This window comes from Lapillicoccus sp. (genome assembly GCF_025353065.1).
Taxonomy (GTDB): domain Bacteria; phylum Actinomycetota; class Actinomycetes; order Actinomycetales; family Dermatophilaceae; genus Lapillicoccus.
In genome coordinates this window covers 1-21,859 of the sequence record NZ_JANXRJ010000286.1, presented here as the reverse complement: position 1 = coordinate 21,859, position 21,859 = coordinate 1, and the positions used below count along the sequence as shown (strand labels likewise).

The 21,859-nt window shown below is 70.5% G+C and carries 25 protein-coding genes and 1 pseudogene; 10 read left to right on the top strand and 16 right to left on the bottom strand.

Annotated features, from left to right (window positions below; translation table 11 throughout):
- The 3 genes from Q0R63_RS20905 to dapA form a co-directional block, all read right to left on the bottom strand.
- Positions 1 to 260: hypothetical protein (locus Q0R63_RS20905; protein ID WP_295701779.1), on the bottom strand; the 260-nt coding region annotated here is incomplete at its 3' end.
- A 5-nt stretch (positions 261 to 265) separates the two neighbouring features.
- Positions 266 to 1,912 carry a ribonuclease J gene (locus Q0R63_RS20900; protein ID WP_295701783.1) on the bottom strand — a complete coding sequence of 549 codons (1,647 nt, stop codon included), beginning with the start codon at positions 1,910 to 1,912 and terminating at the stop codon, positions 266 to 268.
- A gap of 44 nt (positions 1,913 to 1,956) precedes the next feature.
- Positions 1,957 to 2,847 (bottom strand): 4-hydroxy-tetrahydrodipicolinate synthase, encoded by an 891-nt coding sequence (gene dapA, locus Q0R63_RS20895; RefSeq protein WP_295701777.1) that lies wholly within the window; start codon positions 2,845 to 2,847, stop codon positions 1,957 to 1,959.
- A gap of 251 nt (positions 2,848 to 3,098) precedes the next feature.
- Here dapA and Q0R63_RS20890 point away from each other — a divergent pair, with 251 nt between their 5' ends.
- A complete protein-coding gene (locus tag Q0R63_RS20890; RefSeq protein WP_295701776.1) occupies positions 3,099 to 3,908 on the top strand; it encodes a thymidylate synthase in 810 nt (269 codons plus the stop codon).
- On the top strand, positions 3,905 to 4,387 hold the full coding sequence (locus Q0R63_RS20885) for a dihydrofolate reductase (RefSeq protein ID WP_295701774.1): 483 nt from the start codon (positions 3,905 to 3,907) through the stop codon (positions 4,385 to 4,387). The genes Q0R63_RS20890 and Q0R63_RS20885 overlap by 4 nt, the downstream gene beginning before the upstream one ends.
- Here Q0R63_RS20885 and paaE read toward each other — a convergent pair.
- Genes paaE through paaC form a run of 3 tightly spaced genes read right to left on the bottom strand, consistent with a single transcriptional unit; the run spans position 4,375 to position 6,841 of the window.
- On the bottom strand, positions 4,375 to 5,487 hold the full coding sequence (gene paaE, locus Q0R63_RS20880; protein WP_295701772.1) for a 1,2-phenylacetyl-CoA epoxidase subunit PaaE: 1,113 nt from the start codon (positions 5,485 to 5,487) through the stop codon (positions 4,375 to 4,377). The two genes, Q0R63_RS20885 and paaE, sit on opposite strands and share 13 nt — an antisense overlap.
- Positions 5,487 to 6,014, bottom strand: a complete 528-nt coding sequence (gene paaD / locus Q0R63_RS20875; RefSeq protein WP_295701769.1) for a 1,2-phenylacetyl-CoA epoxidase subunit PaaD — start codon at positions 6,012 to 6,014, stop codon at positions 5,487 to 5,489. The genes paaE and paaD overlap by 1 nt, the downstream gene beginning before the upstream one ends.
- Positions 6,011 to 6,841 carry a 1,2-phenylacetyl-CoA epoxidase subunit PaaC gene (paaC, locus tag Q0R63_RS20870; RefSeq protein WP_295701765.1) on the bottom strand — a complete coding sequence of 277 codons (831 nt, stop codon included), beginning with the start codon at positions 6,839 to 6,841 and terminating at the stop codon, positions 6,011 to 6,013. Before paaC ends, paaD begins: the two co-directional genes overlap by 4 nt.
- Before the next feature lie 165 nt (positions 6,842 to 7,006).
- Here paaC and Q0R63_RS20865 point away from each other — a divergent pair, with 165 nt between their 5' ends.
- Together Q0R63_RS20865 and Q0R63_RS20860 are read left to right on the top strand one after the other, a co-directional pair.
- On the top strand, positions 7,007 to 7,261 hold the full coding sequence (locus tag Q0R63_RS20865) for a hypothetical protein (RefSeq protein WP_295701763.1): 255 nt from the start codon (positions 7,007 to 7,009) through the stop codon (positions 7,259 to 7,261).
- 196 nt (positions 7,262 to 7,457) lie between these two features.
- A pseudogene (locus Q0R63_RS20860) lies at positions 7,458 to 7,631 on the top strand (HigA family addiction module antitoxin); the annotation flags it as partial.
- Between the two features lie 16 nt (positions 7,632 to 7,647).
- On the opposite strand, the gene Q0R63_RS20855 reads toward Q0R63_RS20860, so the two are convergent.
- The 5 genes from Q0R63_RS20855 to Q0R63_RS20835 all read right to left on the bottom strand — a co-directional run bounded on the left by Q0R63_RS20855 (position 7,648) and on the right by Q0R63_RS20835 (position 10,795).
- On the bottom strand, positions 7,648 to 8,214 hold the full coding sequence (locus Q0R63_RS20855; RefSeq protein WP_295701758.1) for a hypothetical protein: 567 nt from the start codon (positions 8,212 to 8,214) through the stop codon (positions 7,648 to 7,650).
- Between the two features lie 455 nt (positions 8,215 to 8,669).
- Positions 8,670 to 8,978: a 1,2-phenylacetyl-CoA epoxidase subunit PaaB gene (paaB, locus tag Q0R63_RS20850; protein ID WP_295701756.1), complete on the bottom strand. Its 309-nt coding sequence runs from the start codon at positions 8,976 to 8,978 to the stop codon at positions 8,670 to 8,672.
- Positions 8,975 to 10,063 (bottom strand): 1,2-phenylacetyl-CoA epoxidase subunit PaaA, encoded by a 1,089-nt coding sequence (gene paaA / locus Q0R63_RS20845; protein WP_295701754.1) that lies wholly within the window; start codon positions 10,061 to 10,063, stop codon positions 8,975 to 8,977. The genes paaB and paaA overlap by 4 nt, the downstream gene beginning before the upstream one ends.
- A 76-nt stretch (positions 10,064 to 10,139) precedes the next feature.
- Positions 10,140 to 10,637 (bottom strand): hypothetical protein, encoded by a 498-nt coding sequence (locus Q0R63_RS20840; protein WP_295701752.1) that lies wholly within the window; start codon positions 10,635 to 10,637, stop codon positions 10,140 to 10,142.
- Positions 10,634 to 10,795, bottom strand: a complete 162-nt coding sequence (locus Q0R63_RS20835; RefSeq protein WP_295701750.1) for a hypothetical protein — start codon at positions 10,793 to 10,795, stop codon at positions 10,634 to 10,636. The genes Q0R63_RS20840 and Q0R63_RS20835 overlap by 4 nt, the downstream gene beginning before the upstream one ends.
- An 18-nt stretch (positions 10,796 to 10,813) precedes the next feature.
- On the opposite strand from Q0R63_RS20835, the gene Q0R63_RS20830 reads away from it, so the two are divergent.
- A complete protein-coding gene (locus Q0R63_RS20830; RefSeq protein WP_295701748.1) occupies positions 10,814 to 11,365 on the top strand; it encodes a GNAT family N-acetyltransferase in 552 nt (183 codons plus the stop codon).
- 78 nt (positions 11,366 to 11,443) lie between these two features.
- On the opposite strand, the gene Q0R63_RS20825 is transcribed toward Q0R63_RS20830, so the two are convergent.
- A complete protein-coding gene (locus tag Q0R63_RS20825) occupies positions 11,444 to 11,905 on the bottom strand; it encodes a DUF6314 family protein (RefSeq protein ID WP_295701746.1) in 462 nt (153 codons plus the stop codon).
- Between the two features lie 201 nt (positions 11,906 to 12,106).
- Between Q0R63_RS20825 and Q0R63_RS20820 the strand changes: the two genes are divergently transcribed.
- Both Q0R63_RS20820 and Q0R63_RS20815 read left to right on the top strand, forming a co-directional pair.
- Positions 12,107 to 12,589, top strand: coding sequence for a glutathione peroxidase (locus Q0R63_RS20820; protein ID WP_295701744.1), 483 nt, complete (start codon positions 12,107 to 12,109; stop codon positions 12,587 to 12,589).
- Between the two features lie 356 nt (positions 12,590 to 12,945).
- The gene (locus tag Q0R63_RS20815; RefSeq protein ID WP_295701742.1) at positions 12,946 to 14,406 is read left to right on the top strand and encodes a galactose oxidase-like domain-containing protein; all 1,461 of its coding nucleotides are present in this window, start codon (positions 12,946 to 12,948) and stop codon (positions 14,404 to 14,406) included.
- Between the two features lie 39 nt (positions 14,407 to 14,445).
- Here Q0R63_RS20815 and dapB read toward each other — a convergent pair whose 3' ends face one another.
- On the bottom strand, positions 14,446 to 15,213 hold the full coding sequence (dapB, locus tag Q0R63_RS20810) for a 4-hydroxy-tetrahydrodipicolinate reductase (protein WP_295701781.1): 768 nt from the start codon (positions 15,211 to 15,213) through the stop codon (positions 14,446 to 14,448).
- 63 nt (positions 15,214 to 15,276) lie between these two features.
- Between dapB and Q0R63_RS20805 the strand changes: the two genes are divergently transcribed.
- On the top strand, positions 15,277 to 17,469 hold the full coding sequence (locus tag Q0R63_RS20805) for an alpha-galactosidase (protein ID WP_295701739.1): 2,193 nt from the start codon (positions 15,277 to 15,279) through the stop codon (positions 17,467 to 17,469).
- Between the two features lie 149 nt (positions 17,470 to 17,618).
- On the opposite strand, the gene Q0R63_RS20800 is transcribed toward Q0R63_RS20805, so the two are convergent.
- Positions 17,619 to 18,416 (bottom strand): SDR family NAD(P)-dependent oxidoreductase, encoded by a 798-nt coding sequence (locus Q0R63_RS20800; protein WP_295701737.1) that lies wholly within the window; start codon positions 18,414 to 18,416, stop codon positions 17,619 to 17,621.
- Between the two features lie 101 nt (positions 18,417 to 18,517).
- Here Q0R63_RS20800 and Q0R63_RS20795 point away from each other — a divergent pair, with 101 nt between their 5' ends.
- Positions 18,518 to 19,360 carry a helix-turn-helix transcriptional regulator gene (locus Q0R63_RS20795; protein ID WP_295701735.1) on the top strand — a complete coding sequence of 281 codons (843 nt, stop codon included), beginning with the start codon at positions 18,518 to 18,520 and terminating at the stop codon, positions 19,358 to 19,360.
- Positions 19,361 to 19,402: 42 nt separating this feature from the next.
- Positions 19,403 to 20,356 carry a hypothetical protein gene (locus tag Q0R63_RS20790; RefSeq protein ID WP_295701733.1) on the top strand — a complete coding sequence of 318 codons (954 nt, stop codon included), beginning with the start codon at positions 19,403 to 19,405 and terminating at the stop codon, positions 20,354 to 20,356.
- An 82-nt stretch (positions 20,357 to 20,438) separates the two neighbouring features.
- On the opposite strand, the gene Q0R63_RS20785 is transcribed toward Q0R63_RS20790, so the two are convergent.
- Positions 20,439 to 21,407: a hypothetical protein gene (locus Q0R63_RS20785; protein WP_295701731.1), complete on the bottom strand. Its 969-nt coding sequence runs from the start codon at positions 21,405 to 21,407 to the stop codon at positions 20,439 to 20,441.
- A 171-nt stretch (positions 21,408 to 21,578) separates the two neighbouring features.
- On the bottom strand, positions 21,579 to 21,859 hold a 281-nt coding region (locus tag Q0R63_RS20780; RefSeq protein WP_295701729.1), incomplete at its 5' end, for a S1 RNA-binding domain-containing protein.

Here is a 21,859-nt window from a genome sequence, read left to right as displayed (position 1 = left end):
CGGAGCGGCGCCACGAGCAGGACGAGCACGACCACCGCCGGCACCACGCCGGCCAGGGCGAGACGTCGGTGGCGCAGGACGGCCGAGAGCACGACGACCACGAGCAGCCCCACCCCCGAGACGGGGACGAGGGCCTGGACGGCGGTGAGCTCCGGTGTCACGAGGTCGACCCAGCGTGTCGCCACCGCGAGGGTGAGACCCCCGAGGGCGACCGCCAGCACCACCCCGGTCGCTCGACGCAGAGCCGAGCGACCCGTCACCCGGGTCAGGCCTCGATGACGACGGGGATGATCATCGGGCGACGACGGATCTTGCCCCCGACCCAGCCGCCGATGGTGCGCCGGATGATCTGCTGGAGCTGGTACTCGTCGCGCACGCCGTTGCCGATCGCCTCGGCCAGGGCCTGCTCAACCTTGGGGATGACCTGGTCGAGGACGGCCTGGTCCTCGGCGAAGCCGCGCGCGGTGATCTCCGGTCCCGCGGCGATCTTGCCGGTGCTGGCGTCGATGACGACGATGCAGGTGATGAACCCCTCGTCGCGCAGGATCCGGCGGTCCTTGAGCAGGGTCTCGGTGGTCTCCCCGACGGACGAGCCGTCGACGTAGATGAATCCGCAGGGGACCTCCCCGACGACCGAGGCGCGACCCTTGACCAGGTCGATGACGCCGCCGTCGGTGGTGACGAGGACGCGCTCTCGCGGGATGCCGGTCGCGACGGCGAGGTCGGCGTTGGCGATGAGGTGCCGCCACTCGCCGTGCACCGGCATGACGTTGCGCGGGCGGACGATGTTGTAGCAGTAGAGCAGCTCGCCGGCGCTGGCGTGGCCGGAGACGTGGACCTTGGCGTTGCCCCGGTGGACGACCTTGGCGCCGAGCATCATCAGCCCGTTGATGACCCGGTAGACCGCGTTCTCGTTGCCCGGGATGAGGGAGCTGGCCAGCAGGACGGTGTCGTCCTTGCCCACCTCGATCCGGTGGTCGCGGTTGGCCATTCGCGACAGCGCGGCCATCGGCTCGCCCTGGCTGCCGGTGCAGATGAGGACGACCTTGTTGTCGGGCAGGTTGTCCAGCTTCTTGACGTCGACGAGGACGCCGTCGGGCACGTGGAGGTAGCCGAGCTCGGCAGCGATCCCCATGTTGCGCACCATGGAACGGCCCACCATCGCCACCTTGCGGCCGTGTTTCGCGGCCGCGTCGAGGACCTGCTGGACCCGGTGCACGTGCGAGGAGAAGCAGGCCACGATGATGCGCCGCTGGGCGTTGCGGAAGACCGTGTCGATGGCCGGGGCGATCTCGCGCTCGGGCGTGGTGAAGCCGGGAACCTCGGCGTTGGTGGAGTCGGTGAGGAAAAGGTCGACCCCCTCGTCGCCGAGTCGGGCGAAGGCCCGCAGGTCGGTCAGCCGGCCGTCGAGCGGCAGCTGGTCCATCTTGAAGTCGCCGGTGTGCAGCAGCGTGCCGGCAGCCGTGCGGACGAACACCGCGAGGGCGTCGGGGATGGAGTGGTTGACCGCGACGAACTCGAGGTCGAAGACGCCGAGCTTCTCGCGCTGCCCCTCCTTGACCGTCAGCGTGTAGGGCTTGATCCGGTGCTCCTTGAGCTTGGCCTCGATGAGCGCGAGGGTCAGCTGGGAGCCGATCAGGGGGATGTCGGGCTTGCGCTTGAGCAGGAAGGGGACGGCGCCGATGTGGTCCTCGTGCCCGTGGGTGAGGACGATCGCCTCGATGTCGTCGAGCCGACCGTCGAGGTACTCGAAGTCGGGGAGGATGAGGTCGATGCCCGGGTGGTGGTCCTCCGGGAAGAGGACGCCGCAGTCGATGATGAGGAGGCGTCCCTGGGTTTCGAGGACGGTCATGTTGCGACCGACCTCGCCGAGCCCGCCGAGCGCGATGACGCGCAGGCTGTTGGCCGGGATGGGCGGCGGCTGGCGTAGGGCGGTCTGTGCTGAGGGTGGAGTGGTCAACTGATTCCTGACGAGGTGAGAGCGACCCGCAGGAGAGCGAGGTGCTCGGGTGGGGACTCGACCAGTGGCAGGCGCACGGCGGCGGAGTCGATGACCCCGAGCTCCGCAAGAGCGGCCTTGGCCATGATCGCGCCCTGGGACGTGTTCATGATGGCGTTGACGATCGGGACGGTGCGGCGGTGGATGGCGACCGCGCGGGGGGGGTCGCCGCTGCGGACGGCGGCCAGCATCGCGGCATACTGCGCGCCGGCGACGTGGGTGGTGACGCCGACGAAACCCACCGCGCCGTGGGCGAGGTGCCCGAGGGTGAGGACGTCGTCGCCGGAGTACCACGCGAGGTCGGTGGCGGCCATCACCTGGGTGGCGCCCCAGAAGTCGCCCTTGGCGTCCTTCACGGCCACGATCTGCGGGTGCTCGGCAAGGCGGAGGAACGTCTCGAGGGCGATGGCGGTCCCGGTCCGGCCGGGGATGTCGTAGAGCATCACCGGGAGGTCGGTGGCGTCGGCGACGGCCGTGAAGTGCGCTACCAGACCGGGCTGGGTGGGCTTGTTGTAGTAAGGCGTGACGACGAGGAGGCCGTGCGCACCCGCGTCGGCGGCGGCCCGGGCGGCATACGTGGTGTGGGCGGTGTCGTTGGTGCCGACTCCGGCGACGACGCTGCCCCGCTCGCCGACCGCCTCCACAGCGGCTCGGACGATCTCGACCTTCTCCTCGTCGGTCGTCGTCGCCGACTCGCCGGTGGTGCCGTTGACCACGACGCCGTCGTGACCGGAGTCGAAGAGGTGGCCGATGACCTTCTGCAGACCAGCGAGGTCGAGGCTGCCGTCCGCCCTCATCGGCGTCACGACCGCCGTGAGGCAGGTCCCGAAGGGGGGCGTCACGCTCATGGCCCAAGGATAGGGGAACCTGACCGGGCGGAAACCCGAGACCGGGCCGGACACCAGCAGCGTTGCTGCACCGACGGATTCAGGGCCGCTGGAGACGAATCCGACCATGAGCGTCGTGGCGCTGCCCGCTCGGGGGTCCGGGTAGCGCCACGACACCTGCATCATCGCCCGAAGCGGCCCGGTTGTTAACAGGCGATCGAGGTCGAATTCTGTGACCTGAGTCACGCCTGATCAGGTGCTACCGTGCCGACGTGCGCCAGTACCTCGAGCTCGTCGACCGCGTGCTGACGACGGGAGTCGAGAAGACCGACCGCACCGGCACCGGCACGCTGAGCGTCTTCGGTCACCAGATGCGTTTCGACCTGGCGGCGGGCTTCCCCGCCCTCACGACCAAGCGCCTCCACCTGCGCTCCATCATCGGCGAGCTCCTGTGGTTCTTGCGGGGCGACACCAACATCGCGTGGCTGCACGAGCGGAGGATCCGCATCTGGGACGAGTGGGCCAACGCCGACGGCGACCTCGGGCCGGTCTACGGCCACCAGTGGCGCTCGTGGCCGACCCCCGACGGCCGGCACGTCGACCAGATCGCGAAGGTCATCGAGTCGATCCGCACCAACCCCGACTCGCGTCGGCACATCGTCTCGGCCTGGAACGTCGCCGACGTCGACGACATGGCCCTGCCGCCCTGCCACACCATGTTCCAGTTCTACGTCTCCCCGGCCCGGGGCGATGGCCGCGCCCGACTGTCCTGCCAGCTCTACCAGCGCTCCGCAGACGTCTTCCTCGGCGTGCCGTTCAACATCGCCTCCTACGCCCTCCTCACGATGATGGTGGCGCAGGTCTGCGACCTCGAGCCTGGGGAGTTCGTCCACACGCTCGGTGACGCGCACCTCTATCTCAACCACCTCGACCAGGCCCGCCTCCAGCTGACCCGTGACCCGTACCCGTTACCGCACATGGTGATTGCCGCAGGCAAGCAGATCGACGACTTCGACCTCGACGACTTCGAGATCGTCGGCTACGAGTCGCACCCCTCGATCAAGGCCCCGATCGCCGTATGACGATGGTGACCCTCATCGCCGCGGTGGGCAGCAACGGAGTCATCGGCGCCGACGGTGCGATGCCGTGGCACCTCCCGGAGGACTTCGCGTTCTTCAAGCGCACGACGATGGGCCACGCGATGATCATGGGTCGCAGGAGCTTCGACTCGATCGGTCGCGTCCTGCCCGGCCGGCGGACGATCGTCATCACCCGCGAGCTCCGCTGGAGCCACCCCGGCGTCGAGACCTCGCACTCCCTCGCCGGCGCGCTCGCGCTGGCCGGGCCGGCCGCCGAGGTGTTCGTGTGTGGCGGTGGCCAGATCTACGCCGAGGCGATGTCGATGGCCCATCGCCTGCTCATGACCGAGGTCGACCAGGCTCCGACGGGCGACGTGACCTTCCCCGAGATCGACCCCGTTGTCTGGCAGGAGATGAGCCGCGAACCCCGACAAGGGTTTTCGTGGGTGCGCTACGAGCGGCGGTTGAGTCAGGCGTCGTAGTCGAGCCGCACGGTCTCGGTCAGGGGATGGGCCTGGCAGGGCAGGATGATGCCGGCCTCGACATCCTCGGGCTCCAGCGCGTAGTTGCGATCCATCCTGACCTCGCCCGCCACGAGGCGGGCCCGACAGGTGCCGCACACCCCACCGGTGCACGAGTAGGGTGCGTCGGGTCGCGTGCGCAGGGTCGCGGCGAGGATGGACTCCTCCATCGACGACATGGGCACCTCGGTGGTCCGCCCGTCGAGGGTGACCGTCACGACCGCCACCGGTGGTGCGGACGCGTCGGGCTCCACCCGTGGCGTGGGCGCACGCCCGTCGTCGACATGGAAGATCTCGTGGTGGACGTGGGACCTCGCGACACCCCGTTCGAGGAGCAGCTCCTCGGCGCCCGTGACCATCCCGAACGGTCCGCAGAGATACCACTCGTCGACCGTCCCCACGGGAAGCAGCGCGGCGACGATCGCCTCGAGCCGATCGCGGTCGAGCCGACCGTGGAAGAGCTCGACGTCGGGCGCCTCCCGGGAGAGGACGTGGACGAGCTGGAAGCGGGTGGGATAAGCGTTCTTCAGGTCCTCAAGCTCCTCCAGGAACATGATCGAGCTCGTCCGACGGTTGCCGAACAGCAGCGTCACGCGACTGTCCGGCTCCTCCTCCAGTGCGGTCGTGAGGAGCGAGAGCACGGGGGTGATGCCGGAGCCGGCGGCGATGGCGACGTGATGGCGAGCCACCTCGGGCTGCGTCGGGCAGATGAAGCTGCCCATCGGCGTGAGGACGTCGATGGCGTCCCCCGGCTGCACGATGTCGTTGAGCCAGTTGGACATCCGGCCGTCGGGGACGCGGGCCGAGGCGACGCGCAGGGTCCCGCTCCGCTCCATCTCGGACCGGGCCTGGCAGATGGAGTAGGACTGGCGCACGTCCTCGCCGGCGATGGTCGCGCGCAGGGTGAGGTGCTGTCCCGGCTCGAAGGTGTAGTCGTCGCTGAGCTCCCGCGGCACCTCGAAACGCACGGCGACGGCGTCGTCGGTCAGGCGCTCGACGTCATCGACCCGGAGCGTGTGGAAGCTGGCCCGCTGGCGAGCAGGCTTGGTGAGCAACGGCATCAGATCGCCTTGAACTCGTCGAACGGCTCGCGGCAGGAGTTGCACCGACGCAGCGCCTTGCACGCGGTGGAGCCGAAATGGGCCAGCTCGGTCGTGTCGGTGGATCCGCACTGCGGACAGGCGACCACGTGCACCCGCAGCTCGAGCGCCACGACGCCGGTATGCCGGCTGCTCGCGTCGGCGGCCACCGCTCCCCGCCCGCTCGGTGGGGCGATGCCGAAGCGCCGTAGCTTGTCGCGGCCGTCCTCGGAGATCCAGTCGGTGGTCCAGGGCGGATCGAGACGCGTGGAAACCGTTGGCATCCAACCCTGCCGGCGGCATACGTGCTCGACGTGGGCGCGGATCGCCTCCATCGCCGGGCAGCCGGAGTAGGTCGGCGTGATGACGACGTGCGCCTCCCCCGTCGTCTCGTCGACCTCGACAGCGCGCAGGATCCCGAGGTCGGCGATGGTCACGACGGGGACCTCGGGGTCAGGGACGGCCGCGAGCGCCGCCTCGAGCGCAGCGGCGTCGGTGCGGGTGATCACCACGTCGCCCCCGGGTGCGAGCGGGCGAGGTGCTGCATCTCGGCGAGCAGCGACCCCATCGGGCGGGAGTGGATGCCGGCCCGCCCTCCGCGGGAGCGCCACGGTGACGCCCCCGGCATCGTCAGGGTCGCCTCGGCGACGATCCGTTGGACGGTGCGCTCCGCGACCTCACGGGTCTCGGACGGCAGCGGGCCGATGCCCTCGGCGTAGGCAGCCGCGCTGACCGGGTCGTCGTCGAAGAGCTCGTCGACGTAGGGCGCGACGGCGACGAGGGCGGTCTGCATCCGGCGGTGCGACTCCTCGGTGCCGTCGCCGAGACGCAGGGTCCACTGCACGGCGTGGTCGAGGTGGTAACGCGCCTCCTTGTAGGCCTTGGCCATCACCCCGTCGAGGACCCGGTCGGCCGACCCGGCCGCGAGCAGCTCGATCCGACTCGCCGAGAACCACAGCAGCCGGGCGACCTCGAAGGCGAAGTCGCCCCGCTCCTGCTCGACGAGATGCACGTTGCACCAGCCTCGCTCGTCGCGCAGCATGGCGTAGTCGTCCTCACCGCGTCCGGTGCCGTCGAGCTCGCCGACCCGGGGATAGAGGCCGCGCGCCTGGCCGATGAGGTCGAGGCTGATGTTGGCCAGCGCCATGTCCTCCTCGATCTGGGGGGCGTTGGTCAGCCACTCCCCCAGCCGCTGCGCGTAGACCATCGCGTCGTCGGCGAGCCCGAGCAGGTATGCCGCGGCGAGCGCGTCGCCCTGGGGCACCGCGTCGTCGACCGCACGCCCCGGGGAGGGCACCGGACCTCCATCGGCTGCCGTCGCCGCCTCGTTGCTCACGGTCCTGACGATACGGCGTGCGGCCGTCGGGCGGGAAAGGTGTCGGGCGGGAAAGGTGTCGACGAGCGCCGCGTCCACGGTGGGCTGCGACTTCCGTGACGACTTCAGCGACTGCGACTCCGGTCACGGTCAGGGACCGCACTACAGTCGCGTGGTGACCCGACGATGAGCAAGACGGATGACATGCGCGCCATGCGCGAGGCCCGCTACAAGGCCGCCACGACAGGCGCCGCGAAGCCGACAGCGGCACCGTCGACGCAGCGGCGCCCTCCCCAGCCAGCCGAGCGGGCCGAAACCACGCCGCCACCCGCGTCGGCCACGCAACCGGAGCAGGCCGGGCTGTGCGGGCACCGCGCCATCAGCGGTCGCACGTGCACCCGCGAGGACGGTCACGCGGCCAAGAGTCATCGCTACTCCTAGAAACCCTGGCGCGCCTGGACGCGTCCTAGTCTGGCGGCGTCACCGGGAGACTTCCGCTCCTGCCACGCTGCCGCGCAGGCCTGATTCTCAGAGTCGCTGAGCAAGCGGATCGCGCGCCTGATGGCCTCACCTCGACGCCTGCCGGACCCGAGAACGTCGAGATCGTCGATGACCACCGACCCCACGAGGAACACCGATGACGACCATCGCGCCCATCCACCCCGGGGAGGTCCTTCACAGGGACTTCCTGGCCACGCTCGGGGTGACCCAGCATCGCCTGGCGATCTCCATCAGCGTCCCACCACGGCGCATCAAGGAGATCGTGCACGGAGAGCGCCGGGTCACCGGGGGCGCAGTGAGGTTGGGTCAGCCGGGGGACGCCTCACTCACCCGAGTCTCGTCCGTGCCAAGCCGCTGACATTCACGGTCCCGGCGACCAGCACGTGCCGGACGAAGACGAAACCGAGCGCCGGAACGCCGGCGTCTCGCTGCTCGAGGAGATAGTCCAGATGCAGCGCGGGGACCTCGGTGAGTTCCTCGTAGGTGTCCGGGTCGAATGGCGTGAAATCAGAGCGCGGCGGCGCCTCGGGTACGCCGTCCAGGTCGGGTCGACTGTTTCGCCAGTGCGAGCGGCTGTCGTAGACCACGGCCGCCTGACTCGTGATCCGCTCGACGGGGATGTGGACGACGCTGCGCTTCAACAGGCTCGAGAACGGTACGCCCAGTCGACGGCGCGCCTCGAGGAGCCGGGCCGGGTCGAGCGCGGCCAAGTTGACCGTGTCGCCCCAGATCACACCCAGATGCGGCACCGGGAACCGGATCACCGACTCCCGCCCGACCCACTTGCGCAGCTCCCGGTCGTGGAGGTCAGGGAACCGGGTCGCAAGCAGGTTCAGGGGTAACAGCTCGTCACCTCGGAAGTCGTCGGCGCACAAGTGGTAGAGGTACGGCATGGTCGACATCATGGCCTTGTCGCCGCACTTCCCCCTCGTCACCAGCCTGCCCTCCCAGCGGTTCGGCGGCCCGTTCACGCGCAGTAACGCCGCCCGATGCCGCTCTGCGCACCCTCGGGTGCGGTGGTCTTGGTGCGTCACACCGCTGCGTAGCGCGCTGGCGGTCAGGCGCTCTGCAGGGCGTGGATCTGTTCCAGGGCTGCGCCGAGGGAATTCCGTCAACGGTGCAGCCCGATTCTGAGAGGCACATGCGGTCCCGTCCTTCTCCAGGGTGGTGCCGCCGCTGCCGTTCGAGCAGGTCCGCGCTTTCGGACAACCGTTGATCGCGACCGTCAGGCGGGCATCACCTACCAAGCAGACACGCGGCCCGCGATCAAACCCGGGGTGGCGGCGCCCACCTGAGCCGGTGTGACGCACCGCACTGCACACCCAGTCAGGTCGCGACCCATCGTGTCCTACAGGTACTCGACGTCCTCGGGTACGTCGTAGAACGTCGGGTGGCGGTAGACCTTGTCGGCGGCGGGGTCGAAGAACGAGTCCTTCTCCGCCGGGCTGCTCGCGGTGATCGACGCGGCCTCGACCACCCAGATCGAGACGCCCTCCTGCCGACGCGTGTAGACGTCGCGGGCGTTGCGCAGCGCCATGGTCGCGTCCGGGGCGTGCAGGGATCCCACGTGGACGTGGCTCAGGCCGCGCCTGGCCCGGACGAAGACCTCCCAGAGCGGCCAGCTGCGCTCTGCGGCAACGGATCCCGGCTCGGTCACGCCGCCGGCTCTGCTGCGTGCAGACGGTCGGTCGACCGGGTGGCGGACGTGGCTCGAGCCGCCTGCTTCGCGGCATACGCGGTGGCAGCCTCGCGCACCCAGGCGCCCTCGTCGTGGGCGCGACGGCGGTGCGAGATCCGCTCGGCGTTGCACGGTCCGTCGCCCTTGAGGACGCGCCGGAACTCGTCCCAGTCGATGGCGCCGAAGTCCCAGTGGCCGCGTTCCTCGTTCCAGCGCAGGTCCGGGTCGGGCAGCGTGAGGCCGAGCCGGTCGGCCTGCAGGACCATCATGTCGACGAACCGCTGCCGCAGGTCGTCGTTCGAGAACCGCTTGATCCCCCACGCCATCGACTGCTCGGTGTGCCCACCGCCCTGCGCGGCGTCGCCCGTGTCGTGGGGCCCGAACATCATCAGCGCCGGCCCCCACCAACGGTTTGCGGCGTCCTGCGCCATGGCCCGCTGCGCGTCGGTGCCCCTCATAAGGTTCCAGAGGATCTCGAAGCCCTGCCGCTGGTGGAAGGACTCCTCCTTGCAGACGCGGATCATCGCGCGGGCGTAGGGCCCGTAGGAGCACCGGCAGAGGGGCACCTGGTTCATGATCGCGGCGCCGTCGACGAGCCAGCCGATGGCCCCGCAGTCTGCCCAGGTCAGCGTCGGGTAGTTGAAGATCGAGGAGTACTTCTGGCGCCCGTCGTGGAGCATGTCGAGCAGCTCGGCTCGGTCGATGCCGAGGGTCTCGGCTGCGCTGTAGAGGTAGAGCCCGTGGCCCGCTTCGTCCTGGACCTTGGCGATGAGGATCGCCTTGCGGCGCAACGACGGAGCGCGGGTGACCCAGCTGCCCTCGGGCTGCATCCCGATGACCTCCGAGTGCGCGTGCTGCGCGATCTGGCGGATGAGGGTCTTGCGGTATGCCGAGGGCATGTCGTCGCGTGGCTCGACCCGCTGGTCGGCCTCGATGAGGGCGTCGAACGACGCGTGTGCCGGCCGCTCACCCGCCGCCGCGGACCCGGCCAACGCCGCATCATAGTCGGCCGACTCCGCCGCGTTGAGCGGCACGTCGGGATCGATGACCTCGGTTCCGTACATCCCCCTAGTATCCGCGCCCACGGTGGGGGTCGGCAAACGAGGCACGCGGGGCAGGACACGCGAACGACGGGACGCCTCAGCCGGTGGGCGTCGAGGGGCTCGTGCCGTCGGTCGTGTCCGTCTTGGAGTCGATGTACCACCGGCCGTCCAGTCGCACGAGGTCGATGTCGTTCTGGAAGCCGTCGGGCACCTTGGTGATCTGGGCCGACTTGATCGTCGCCGTGTCGCCCGTGACGGTGGCACCGGTGACCGCTGCGCCCTTGAGGAGAGCGATGTCCCCCTGGTCCTGGACGGAGTCGAGGACCTTCTGGAAGCCGAGCTCGCACTGGTCGAGGGGGGTGCCGCTGAGCCGGGCGCCCCCGGTGGACACCACGGAGCAGGCGGCCGCCGGGTCCTTGTCCCCGATCGCGTGGAAGAACGTCTCGACGGCGACCTGCGGTGTCGCTGCACCGCCACCCCCGCCGGAGCTGCAGGCCGAGAGCCCGGTGGCCGCCGCGAGGCCGACCAGGGCCGCGGCCCCCACCCGCACCCGCAGCCCGCGGGGTCGGCCACGAGTCGTCGGGGAGGGGGTCACCGGCCCATCCCATCACGTCCTGCGACGATGACGTGGTGACCGAGCCCGGCGACCCCACCCCGCCCCTGGAGTCCGCGCCCCCTGGCCGCGAGCACCGCCCCGATCTCCTGGGCCTGTTTGGCGCTCCCGAAGGTCGGGACGATCATGACCACGGTCATGGTCACGACCGTGGGCCGGTGGCGGACGCGAGCGTGCGGCTCGCCCGGGTGAGCGACGCCCCGGCCGTGGGCCTGGTGCAGGCCGCCGTCTGGACCGTCGCGTATGCCGGGGTGCTGGCCGACGAGGTCCTCGCCGACTTCCAGCCGCCGGCCTTCACCAAGGCCTGGCGGGCCTCCCTGGAGGCTCCCCCGACCGCCGCGCACCGCCTCCTGGTGGCCTGCGCCGGCGAGCAGGTCGTGGGGTTCGCCGCCGTCGGCCCGTCGGGCGACCCGGATGCCGGCGACGGGGACGGGGAGCTGCTCGTGCTCGGGGTCCACCCCGGCGCCCGGCGGAGCGGCCACGGCTCGCGCCTGCTCAACGCCGCTGTCGACACCGTCAGGGGGTCGGGTCTGACGGCGTTGCGCGCGTGGGTCCCGTCCGGTGCCATCGAGATCCGCAGGTTCCTCGCCGGCAGCGGCTTCGCACCCGACAGCGCCTACCGCGACCGGGTCGTCGGCGCCGGGCCGGACGACGTCCTGCGTGAGGTGCGCTTCGTCGTGTCGATCGCGACCGCCGACCCGGCAGGCTGACGCAGGAACCTCCGCTTCTTGCTCCGAGTGGGCCCTTTCGTTGCGACATTCCGGGCAGGAAGGGGCCGTCAGGAGCAACTAGCGGGGTGGGGGTTCCGAGGCCAGGTCCGACGCATCAGCCGGACGCAGGAGCGTCGTCATCGTGTAGTCCTTGCCGGGCCCGACGCACTCCCACATGACGGACCATCCCCGCGTCCCGCCGACCGGCTCGTGGATCAGCCCCCGATAGAGGTCGGCGCGACAGGGGTGCTCGACGACCACGCCCGGCTGCCACGGGTGGAACTCGCTGCCGTCCTCGAAGGTGACGAACCATCCGCTCTCGCGGGGCTCGACCCGCAGCGTCCGACTCACCGGCAACGGTGGCGAGCCCGGCCACACCAGACTGCCCTGCTCGGACCACCGGACCCGACCGTCGGGCTCGAGGACGAGGGTCGAGCGACCGGTCACCGTGCCGCGGCGGCCCGCGGCCCGGTCGTCGATCCGCCGCGAGAAGGACCACTCACCGAGCAGGTCCAAGGGGCTCGTCGAGGAGGTGGGCATGGCGCGAGTCTGGCACGCGCCATCGGAGGTGGTGGGCTCACGCCGGTGCTCCGCCAGACATGCAGAGGGCCGTGGCGCACGCGGCATACTTGGACAAACCCCGACACGATCCGGCCCTCCGCATATCTGGTTGACCGCTCGTCCCAGCCATCCGGCGAGCCGACCGCACCGAATCACCCGAACTCGAAAGGATGGTCCCCCATGACCGCTCTCACGGACTTCAACGCGCGCAGCATCGACGGGCAGGACGTCGAGCTGGCGAGCTTCGGTGGCGAGGTCGTGCTCGTCGTCAACACCGCGTCGCAGTGCGGGTTCACCCCTCAGTACGAGGGCCTCCAGCAGCTGCACGACGAGTTCAAGGACAAGGGATTCACCGTTCTCGGCTTCCCCTGCGACCAGTTCGGCGGCCAGGAGCCCGGCAACGACACCGAGATCGCCTCGTTCTGCAAGAAGAACTTCGGTGTCGACTTCCCGCTGTTCTCCAAGATCGAGGTGAACGGCGACAAAGCCCACCCGCTCTACCAGTGGCTGCGGTCGCAGAAGGGCGGACTGCTCGGCAGCAAGATCAAGTGGAACTTCACCAAGTTCCTCGTCGGCAAGGACGGGCAGGTCATCGCCCGCTACTCCCCCACGACGAAGCCGGAGAAGATCTCCGGCGACATCAGCAAAGCCCTCGCTTCCTGAGAGCCGACTCCCCTCTGCACACCCCGATCTCGACATACCCCTAAAGAAGTGTTTAGTGGGATTTAATTCGGTGTCGGGAATGGACGCCGAGAGAAATCAGAGGGGAATCTGCCGTTTCCCGAACGCACGCCGACCAGAGGTCTAAGTTCTGGGTAGGTAGTCCGCCCATGAGTAGCGGATTCGTCGTCAAGACGTCTTGACGTCGCCTTGTCGGCACCTCGGGGAAAGTGAAGGACGGCTATGACCGTGTCCAGTTTCGCGACGCAGAAAACGACCAGATCGATCGTCACCACGGGCGCGGGGGCCACTTCTCCCGCGCCGACGGAGCCTCGCGCCCACGTCGCGACGACCCGACGATGAGGCGGTCGGCGAAGGTGGCGGCCCTCGTCCTGGCCGCCGGGACGGCCACGCTCGGCGCCGGGCCCGTCTCGGCGTCGGGTGCCCCCGCGACCGCCCCGCTCGGCGATCCTTCGGTGGAGGGCTCATGGACATCGCCGTTCACCCCGGCCGGACCAGCGTCACGCGTGATCGGTGTGCACACCGTCCTGCTCTACAACGGCAAGGTGCTCACGTTCGGAAACCTCACCCCGACGGTGGGCTACGTCTACGACCCGGTCACGGGGACCGCGACGGAGACGGACCCGCCGGCCGACGTCGAGTGCGGGGGAATGACGGCCCTGGAGGACGGTCGGATCCTGGTGGTCGGTGGTCGCGGGCTGAAGAACACCGGGATCAACAACATCACCCTCTTCGACCCGGCCACCCTGACGTGGACGGCGCAGCCGACGGCGAGTTCGCGGGGTCGTTATTACCCCACGGTGACCCGACTGCCCGACGGGGAGGTGCTGATCAGCGGCGGCAACACCACCACCGGCGCGAACAACACCGACGTCGACGTCTACACGCCGCCACCAGCCGGCAGCAACGTCGGGACGATCAGGAACGTGGGACAGCATCTCGGTGGTCTCTACCCGCGCCAGTGGGTGCTGCCCAACGGGACCGTGCTCGAGGAGACCTCCCGCAAATCGGCCATCCTCGACCCGGCCACGTGGACATGGACGACACTCCCCGCGCCGATCACCAGGCACAAGAGCGGTTTCTCGGCCTACCTGCTGCCCGGCCCCCCGTCGGGATCGACGGTTGCGGCGATGGTCGGAGGAGGTGACGGCACGGGCACCACGGCGGGCGCCGAGTCGATGGACGCGGCTGTCTCCCCTGTGAGCTGGAACCGCCTTCCGTCGCTGCCCCAGAGCAGGGCGCACATGAGCCCGGTCATCCTCCCCGACGGCTCCCTCCTCGGGGTCGGGGGCAACTCGCTGGGAAACTTCCAGCAGCCCCAGTACAGCGCCCTGCAACTGGTGCCTGGGTCGAGCAGCTGGACAACACTGGCCTCGCAGGTCGATCGGCGCGGATACCACTCGTCGGCCGTCCTGCTGCCGGACGGCACGGTCTTCTCCGCCGGCGACACCGGCGCGGGTGGTGGCGGCATCGCGGATGAGATCTTCTCCCCGCCCTACCTCTTCCAAGGTGCCCGACCCACCGTCACCGCGGCTCCGTCGCAGGCCGACCACGGTGCCAGCTTCACCATCACGACCCCCGACGTGAACAGTCGGGCAGTGTTGATGAGCCCGGGAGCAGCCACCCACACGACCGACTTCAGCGGGCGGCACGTCGAGCTCGCCGTCACCGATCGATCGGACACCGGGATGACCGTCGCCGTCCCCTCGGACACCGTGGCCCTCACCGGCTACTACATGCTGTTCCTCGTGAGCAGCACCGGGGTGCCCTCCGTCGCCAGCTGGATCCACATCGGTTGACCGGTGGCCGGTGGAGTCGGCGCCCCACAGGCCGCTGGGTCAGGCCAGCCCGAGATAGTGCTCGAGCCCGACCGTCAGTCCGGGATGGGCACCGACCCGGCGGACCCCCTCGAGCACACCCGGCATGAACGACGACCGGTCGAACGAGTCTTGCCGGAGGGTCAGCATCTCCCCCTCGCCACCGAAGAGCACCTCCTGGTGGGCGACGAGGCCGCGCAGCCGCACCGAGTGCACCGGTATGCCGTCGACCCGCGCTCCGCGGGCGCCGTCAGGATCGCTCGTCGTGGCGTCGGGCACCTGGCCGAGTCCGGCATCAGCGCGGGCCTCGGCGATCAGACGGGCGGTCCGCGACGCCGTCCCCGACGGGGCATCGACCTTCGCCGGGTGGTGCAGCTCGATGATCTCGACCGACTCGTAGAACCGAGCAGCCTGCTGCGCGAACGACATCATCAAGATCGCGCCGATCGCGAAGTTCGGTGCGACGAGGACGCCGACCGCGGTTCCGCGATGCGACGAGGGCGCTGCCGCGAGCTGCGCCTCGAGAATGGCGAGCCGCCCGGGAGTCCAGCCCGTGGTGCCGACGACGACGTGGGCGCCCTGGGCGACGCAGTGCGCGACGTTGTCGGGCGAGGAGTCCGGCACCGAGAACTCGACGACCACGTCGGCCCCCCCGAGGTCCCCGAGGTCGTCGCCCATGTCGTAGGTGCCGACGAGCCGCAGCCCGGCGGCGGCGGTGACCGCGCGACATACCTGGGAGCCCATCCGGCCGGCGGCACCGATCACCGCCACCGTGACCTTCTCTGCCATCGCGTCGCTCACGATCGAGAGCCTAACGAGGACTTCCGCCTCGGGCTGGATAGGTTGGTGCTCATGCCACTCGACGCCGCGGGTCCGACCCTCCTGCTGACCTCCGCCGGGACATCAGTCCTCCTCGACGTCACGGGCGGACGACTGCCGTCGATCGTCTCCTGGGGCCCCGACCTCGCCGGTCTCGACGCCGAGGACGCGGCCGCTCTCGTCCGCGGAAGCGTCCCCCTCGTCGGCAACAACAACGTCGACGTGCCCGTGCGCGTGTCGGTGCTGCCGGAGCTGTCGGACGGCTGGACCGGGCGACCGGGGCTGCGGGGGTCGCGCGGGGGACGGTCGTGGTCGACGGCTTTCGTGGTCACGTCGGTGACGCTGGACGGCGCCGAGGTCGACCAGTTCGTCTCTGCTGGAGCGGGACTCGTGAGAGTGAGTGCCACGGACACCGAGGCCGCCCTGGACCTCGAGCTCGTCCTCGAGCTGCTGCCGGCCGGCCTGCTGCGTCAGCGGGCCACCGTGACCAACCGCGGCGAGCCCTACACGGTCGACGACCTGGTCCTGACCTACCCCGTCCCGGCCGAGGCCGACGAGCTGCTCGACCTCACCGGCCGATGGGGTCGTGAGCGTCTCCCCCAGCGCAGCGCCTTTCCCGCCGGAACGCACCTGCGCGAGAACCGCAAGGGTCGCACCGGCAGCGACAGCGCCTACGTCCTCCACGCCGGCACGCCCGGTTTCGGCTTCGCCGACGGAGAGGTGCTCGCCGTCCACACGGCATACAGCGGCAACCACACCCACTACGCCGAGCGGGTCTTCACCGGCGAGCGGCTGCTCGGCGGCGGTGAGCTGTTGATGAGCGGCGAGGTCCTGCTCGGGACCGACGAGCACTACACGAGCCCGTGGGTCTACGGCGCGAGTGGCACGGGGCTCGACGACGTCGCGCGGCGCTTCCACCAGCACCTGCGGGCGCGCGAGCCGCGGGTCTCCAGTGACCGTCCCGTCACGCTGAACGTCTGGGAGGCCGTCTACTTCGACCACGACCGTGACCGCCTCATCGATTTGGCCGAGCGCGCGGCGGCGCTCGGGGTCGAGCGCTACGTCCTGGACGACGGCTGGTTCGGGTCGCGGCGCGACGACAGGTCCGGGCTCGGCGACTGGGTCGTCTCGCGCGACGTGTGGCCCGACGGGCTGCACCCGCTCGTCGACCGGGTGCGCGGGCTCGGGATGCAGTTCGGGCTGTGGTTCGAGCCGGAGATGGTCAACGCCGACTCAGAGGTCGCGCGAGCGCACCCGGAGTGGATCATGGCGGCTCGCGCCGAGTGGCCCCTCGAGTCGCGCTTCCAGCAGGTGCTCGACCTCGGCATCCCCGAGGCCTACGCGCACGTGCGCGACCAGATGATGGCCGTCCTCGACGACTACGACATCGGCTACCTCAAGTGGGACCACAACCGCGACCTCATCGAGGCCGGCAACCAGACCGACGGTGGCCGGGCCGGGATCCACGCGCAGACCGCGGCGTTCTACCGGTTGCTCGACGAGCTGCGCGCGGCTCATCCGGGACTCGAGATCGAGTCGTGCTCGTCGGGTGGCGCCCGCGTCGACCTCGGCGTCCTCGAGCGCACCGACCGGGTCTGGGTCTCCGACAACATCGACCCGCACGACCGCCAGCAGATGCTCCGGTGGACGACCCAGCTCATCCCGCCGGAGTACATGGGCTCGCACATCGCCTCCGGCCGCTCGCACACGACCGGCCGGGTCCATGACCTCGGGTTCCGCGCTGCGACAGCGGTGTTCGGTCACCTCGGCATCGAGTGGGACCTGGCGAAAGCCACCGACGACGAGCTCGCGCAGCTGCGGGCGTGGCTCGACTTCTACAAGGCGCACCGCGGCCTGCTGCTCGGCGGCGACGTCGTGCGGATGGACGGCTTCGACGACCGGGTCCTCGTCCACGGCGTCGTCGCGCCCGACCGGTCGCGGGCGATCATCGCCCACGTCGTCCTCGACAGCCCGCACAGCGTGCCGGGGGCGCGGATCCGGTTCCGGGGCCTCGACCCCCAGCGCCGGTATGCCGTCCGCCCGGCCCTCGTCGGCGGCCGGCCCTCCGGCCTGGTGGCCCCGCAGTGGTGGGGCGAGCCCGTCGGTGGTGACGACACGGCATACGGCGGCGTGGTGGTGACGGGAGCCGCGCTGGCCGGGGTCGGCCTGGCGGCGGCCTCGATCCACCCCGACCAGGCCGTGCTCTACCTCGTCAACGCCGTCTGACCCGTCCGCGCCCCGTCTGACCCGTCCGCGCCCCGGGGAGGTCTCCTGGGGCTGTGCAGACGTGGGCAGGTGACCAGTTCTGCACGCGGTCGAAGGTCGATGGTCGTGCAGACGTGGGCAAGTGACCAGTTCTGTCCGGAACGGCACCGTCACCCCTGCACGGTGGGCAGCACCTCGATCACGCTCGCGTTGGTCCCGACCGGGAGGGCGCAGGACCAGGCGATGGCCTCAGCGATCATCTCCGCGGGCATGGGCGGCACGGTCTGGATGAACTCGTTCAGCTCGGCGCGGGTCGTCTCGTCGCCCATGTCCTGACCGAGGTCGGACGCCATCATCCCGGGTTCCATCGCGCGGACCCGCACCCCTCGGGGGCCGTATTCCGCGCGCAGAATCCGAGCGAGGTGCGTGACGGCAGCCTTGCTGGCCATGTAGATCGCGTAGTTCTCCATCACGACGTGGGCACCGATCGAGCTGATGAGCACGAGATCGGCCGGTCGCCCGGCCGCCGCAGCAGCCACGAGACCAGGAAGGGCCAGGCGGGTGGTCGCGGCGACCCCGAGCACGTTGACGTCGAGCATGCGCCGCCACTCGGCGGGATCGGCCCCGCCGAACGGCGCGGCGAGCATCGCCCCGGCGTTGGCGACGACGAGGTCGCTGGGTCCGTGTGCCTCCTGGGCTGCAGCGAACGCGTCGTCCAGGGAGGCGTCGGTGACGTCCGCGGCGATCGCCAGCCCGTCGCTTCCGGCGACGGCCAGTCGGAGTGGTTCGATTCGCCGCCCGAGAGCGGCAACCCGGGCTCCGTCGGCCGCGAGGAGCCGGGCCGCGGCGGCGCCGATACCTGAGCCGGCTCCGGTGATGACGGCGGTCCGACCGGCGAGGCGCCGGGGGGTGGCCGAATCGGCGGTGGTGGAGGAGATGGACGGGACGGTGTGTGTCTGTGTGGTCATGCGTCAACCCTGCGACCGTCGGAGGTCCTGAGGGAGGCCGAGCCAAGAGGGGTAGTGGCGCTACCTGCCAGGCCCAGACCCGTTGTCGGCACAATAGGCAGATGAGCGACAACCCCCTCGGCGAGTTCCTGCGCGCGCGACGGGCCCGGGTGGATCCTGCACAGGTGGGTCTGCGCACCCTCGGGCACCGACGGACTCCCGGGCTGCGCCGCGAAGAGGTCGCGAGCCAGGCCGGGATCAGCGTGGAATACCTCATCCGGCTCGAGCGGGGGCGCGACCGCAACCCCTCCGATCCCGTGGTCGCCAGCCTTGCCGACGCCCTCCAGCTCGACGCAGCGGAGACGGAGCACCTGGGGACCCTGGCCTCGACCAGCGGTAGCCGTGGCCAGGACGACGCCTTGACGGTCGACAGCGACATTCGCCGCCTGCTCGACTCGCTCGCGATGCCCGCCATGGTGACCACCCGGTTCTTCGACCTGCTCGCGGTCAATCCTGTTGCAGCAGAACTGTATTCGGCATGGGGCCTCGCCCCTGGAGACAACCTCGCCCGTCACCTGTTCCTGTCTCCCGACGCACCCCGGATCTACCTCGACCAGGAGGAGCTGGCACGCGAGACCGTCGGCAACCTACGGTCCCAGGCGGGCGCCGACGTCCAGCATCCCCGCCTCAGGGCCCTCGTGGGGGAGCTCTCGGTCGCCAGCTCGCTGTTCGCCACCCTCTGGGCGCGCAACGACGTCGTCCCCAAGACCGGGGGGCGCAAGCGGGTGTGGCATCCCGAGCTGGGGGAGCTGGAGCTCGTGTGGTCCACCCTGGCCATTCCGTCGTCCCCTGGTCAGCTGGTCGTCGCCTACCAAGGAGTCCCCGGTAGCCGCACCGAGAGCGTTCTCGCGCACCTGCTCACAGATCTCGGCACACCTCGGCGGGTGGCCGACCACCGGGGCTGAGGAGGCCAGCCAGATGTACCCCGACCGTGCCACGATGGGCGGGTGGACCTCGACAGCGCCGTGAGCGAGCTCTACGGGCTGGTCCCGGAGGAGTTCATGGACGCGCGCAAGCGGCTCGGGCTCGGCGCCAAGTCGGGCGGCGACGCAGGGCTCGCCAAGGCGATCGACTCGGTGCGCAAGCCCACGGCCGCCGCGTGGGCGCTCAACCAGCTGGTCCGGCGGCGGCCTGACGAGGTGGAACGCCTGCTCGCCCTCGCCGCCTCGCTGCAGGACGCGTCGGAGCGGATGGACGGCGCGGCCATGCGCGACCTCGGGCGCGAACGCACCCGTCTGATCGACGAGCTCGTCCGGGCGACCTCCGACGTCGCGTCCGAGGCCGGCGGCGCCCTGTCGATGCCGGTCGCCGACCAGGTGCGGCAGACCTTCGTCGCCGCGCTCGCCTCTCCCCCGGCCGCCGAGGCGGTCGCGTCGGGCCGGCTCACCCGGGCTCTGACGTATGCCGGGTTCGGCGACGTCGACCTCTCCGAGGCCACCGCGGCGCCGTCACCCGCCCGACGTCCGGCGCTGCGGGTCATCACCGGCGAAGGGCGGGGCAGCAACGCACAGGACGACGAGTCAGAGGACGAGACACCGGAGGAGGTCGGAGCGGCGGAGGTCGAGGCGGAGGTCGACGACGAGCCCGAAGGCCCCGATCCCGTTCTCCTGGAACGGCTTGCCGCCGCCGAGACCCGCACCCGGCAGACCACCGCCGAGGCCGCATCCGCCGGCGCCGCGCTCACCGCCGCCACCGATTCCCTCGCCGCCGTCGACCTCCGGATCACCGAGCTCGACGCGGCACTGAAAGCCGCCCGGGCCGAACGCGACGACCTCGTGGGTCGGCGCGCCGAAGCCGCCGCCGCCGACAAGGTCGCCCAGCGCACCCTGCGGGCGTCCTTCGCGGAGCTCGACGCCGTCCAGGCCCTGCTCCCCGAGGAGGACGACGAGGACGACGCCTGAGGACCACGCTGCGTCCGCGCCGACGTTTCCTCGAACAAGCATTCGCGCGGACGCAAAAGCCCTCCCAGCGCGAACGGCTCGTCTACCCGGCGCGGACGGCGTAGTAGTCGGTCCCCACCGCGACGGCGTTCCCCTTCATCGGGCGGGACACAGCGACCATCACGGCCCACGGCTGCGTGAGCGTCGCGGCTGGACCATCGGGGACGCCGAGCGCCTTGGCGTATCCGGCCGGTCGCGCGATCGTCTTGCCCGGCTTGGCCGTCGTCGTCTGAAGGCAAAGCAGGCTCATCACGCTCAGCACGCCGGAGGTGCTGCGGACGACCCGGAGCGAGTCGCGGGGCGCGGAGGTCCCGTAGAACGGACGGCAGGCCACCGTCGTCGCCCCCACCTCATCCTGCTGCGGGACGGAGAACTGCCCACGGAGGTGGCCGAGGTAGGGCGTGACGTAGAAGTCGGGTCGGGTGCCCTGATCGAGGAAGGCAACGACCTGGTCCATGGTCGTCAGCGCCGCGTCGACGTCGGCCGAGGTCGTGAGGCCTGCCGCGTCGTCGGGGGCGTTGGGCACGCCCGCGACCCGCAGGGTCATCTCGACCAGCCAGGGCGCGGACGCCGCCTCACGCCGGAAGACGACGAGGAGGTCGCCGTCCGCCCCCGCGATGGCGGGCTCGTTCTGCACGCCGACCCGGGTGATCGCCCAGATCGGATAGGACGAGAACCGGTTGGCCCAGGTGGCCTTCGGGAGGAACGTGACGCGCACCGGGGTCAGGCGTTCACCTCCGTTCCACGCCGCATCGGTGATGAAGCGGTCGGCTGCGAGCGCGGGACCAGTGTCCGCGAGAGCCCAGGGACTGGTGGAGCTCGCCTTGACGGTGCTGGCGATTGCCGCGTTGTTGCGGTTGTCGTAGTCCGCAGCGAGGGTGGCGGTCTCAGCCCAGGTCAGGGCGACTCCCGGGATCCGGTCGGTCGGCGGGGCGGGCTGGGGCTGTGTCGTGGTGCACCCCGTGACCGCAAGGAGGAGTACACCTGCGACGCCGACGATGAAACGACCCATGTTGCCTCCCGAGGACACGCACCCCCGTTGCTGTGGCACCCGGGGCACTACCGCGGCCATCGCGGCGGCGGGCGGGAACAGCGGATTCTCGCGGCACACCGGGCGCGGAACGGCCCGGCACACCATGCAGCAGGTGTGCCGGGCCGTCACCGATCAGGGACGTGTCACGCCTCAGGCGTCAGCAGGCTCCAGAGCCGCCTGGTCCGCCGCGGCGCCGTCGTTGCCCGCTCCGTCGGCGATGACAGCCGCCAGCGAGAGCTTGCCGCGCGGGTCGATCTCCTTGAGCTCGACCTGCACCTTCTGGCCGACCTTGAGGACGTCGTCGACGTTGTCGATCCGCTTCCCGCCGACGAGCTTGCGCACCTCGGAGATGTGCAGCAGACCGTCCTTGCCGGGCAGGAGCGAGATGAACGCGCCGAACGTCGTCGTCTTCACGACGGTGCCCATGAAGC